This is a genomic window from Belliella aquatica, from assembly GCF_014637795.1.
GTDB classification, from domain to species: domain Bacteria; phylum Bacteroidota; class Bacteroidia; order Cytophagales; family Cyclobacteriaceae; genus Belliella; species Belliella aquatica.
In genome coordinates this window covers 1-2,296 of record NZ_BMFD01000045.1, presented here as the reverse complement: position 1 = coordinate 2,296, position 2,296 = coordinate 1, and the positions used below count along the sequence as shown (strand labels likewise).

Sequence of the window (2,296 nt, the reverse complement as noted above, 5' to 3'; positions counted from 1 at the left end):
GAGACCTGAATTCAGGAAGTGTTGTTAACACAGCAACAGCAGACTATACTTACGATGGTGAGGATTTCAACGAAGAAGCAACTGAGACGGTAACAGCTGATCAGAGAAATACAATCAGCTTAGAAAAATCAGCTAATAAAACAGTAGTAACAGTAGCAGACGAGGAAGTGGTTTACACGTTGACGGTAACGAATACAGGTAACACTACTTTGACAGATGTAGTGATAGAAGATACGATGTTGGGAGTAACTGAGACAGTGGGAACATTGGCACCAGGCGCAACAGCGAGCTTCAACTATACTTATGAAGTAACTCAGTCTGACATTGATAACGGTTCGATAGTAAACTTAGCCACAGTAACAAGCGAAGATCCAAACGGAGATACGCCAGGTGACGATGCAACAGTAACGGTTCCAGTTGATCAGAGAAATACGATCAGCTTAGAAAAATCGGCTAACAAAACAGTAGTAACAGCAGCAGGAGAGGAAGTAGTTTACACGTTGACGTTAACGAATACAGGTAATACGACTTTGACAGATGTAGTGATAGAAGATACGATGTTGGGAGTAACTGAGACAGTGGGAACATTGGCACCAGGCGCAACAGTGAGCTTCAACTATACTTATGAAGTAACTCAGTCTGACATTGATAACGGTTCGATAGTAAACGTAGCCACAGTAACAAGTGAGGATCCAACAGGAGACAAGCCAGAAGACGATGCAACAGTAACGGTGCCAGTTGATCAGAGAAATACAATCAGCTTAGAAAAATCGGCTAACAAAACAGTAGTTACAGCAGCTGGAGAGGAAGTAGTTTACACCTTGACAGCAACGAACACTGGAAACACAACATTGACTAACGTAGTGATTGTAGATGCGATGCTAGGAGTATCTGAGAATGTAGGAACAATACTTCCAGGTCAATCAGTAAGCAGAGACTTTACTTACACAGTGACTCAGTCTGATATTGACAACGGTTCTATCGTGAACGTAGCAACAGTAACAAGCAAAGATCCAAAAGGAGGCAAGCCTGGAGATGATGCAACAGTAACGGTGCCAGTTGATCAGAGAAATACAATCAGCTTAGAAAAATCAGCTAACAAAACAGTAGTAACAGCAGCTGGAGAGCAAGTAGTTTACACCTTGACAGCGACGAACACTGGAAATACAACATTGACTAACGTTGTGATCGTGGATGCGATGTTGAATGTATCTGAGAATGTAGGAACATTACTTCCAGGTCAGTCAGTAAGCAGAGACTACACTTACACTGTGACTCAGTCTGATATTGACAACGGTTCTATCGTGAACGTAGCAACAGTAACAAGCGAAGATCCAAACGGAGATACGCCAGGAGACGATGCAACAGTAACGGTACCAGTTGATCAGAGAAATACAATCAGCTTGACTAAGTCAGCAGATAAGTCAACAGTAACAGCAGCTGGAGAGCAAGTAGTTTACACCTTGACAGCGACGAACACTGGAAATACAACATTGACTAATGTTGTGATCGTGGATGCGATGTTGAATGTATCTGAGAATGTAGGAACACTACTTCCGGGACAGTCAGTAAGCAGAGACTACACTTACACAGTAACTCAGTCTGACATTGACAACGGCTCAATAGTAAACGTAGCGAGCACTCAAGGTGAAGATCCAAACGGAGACACGCCAGGTGACGAGGCAACAGTAACGGTAGACGTTGATCAAAATTCAGCGATCACAATAGCGAAGTCAGCGAATAAGTCGCAAGTAACAGCAGCAGGCGAGGAAGTAGTTTACACGTTGACGGTAACGAATACAGGTAACACAACCTTGGCAGATGTGATGTTGGTAGATGCGATGTTGAATGTATCTGAGAATGTAGGCACCCTACTTCCAGGTCAGTCAGTAAGCAGAGACTATACTTATACAGTAACACAGGCTGACATTGACAACGGCTCAATCGTAAACGTAGCGAGCACTCAAGGTGAAGATCCAAACGGAGACACGCCAGGTGACGAGGCAACAGTAACGGTAGACGTTGATCAAAATTCAGCGATCACAATAGCGAAGTCAGCGAATAAGTCGCAAGTAACAGCAGCAGGCGAGGAAGTAGTTTACACGTTGACGGTAACGAATACAGGTAATACAACCTTGACAGATGTGATGTTGGTAGATGCGATGTTGAATGTATCTGAGAATGTAGGAACACTACTTCCAGGTCAGTCAGTAAGCAGAGACTACACTTATACAGTAACACAGGCTGATATTGACAACGGCTCAATCGTAAACGTAGCGAGCACTCAAGGTGAAGA

General features: G+C 43.6%; 1 protein-coding gene. It reads left to right on the top strand.

The genetic code is table 11. From position 1 onward, the window contains the following. On the top strand, window positions 1-2,296 hold a 2,296-nt coding region (locus tag IEV57_RS19190; protein ID WP_188444651.1), incomplete at both ends, for a CLIPPER-2 domain-containing protein.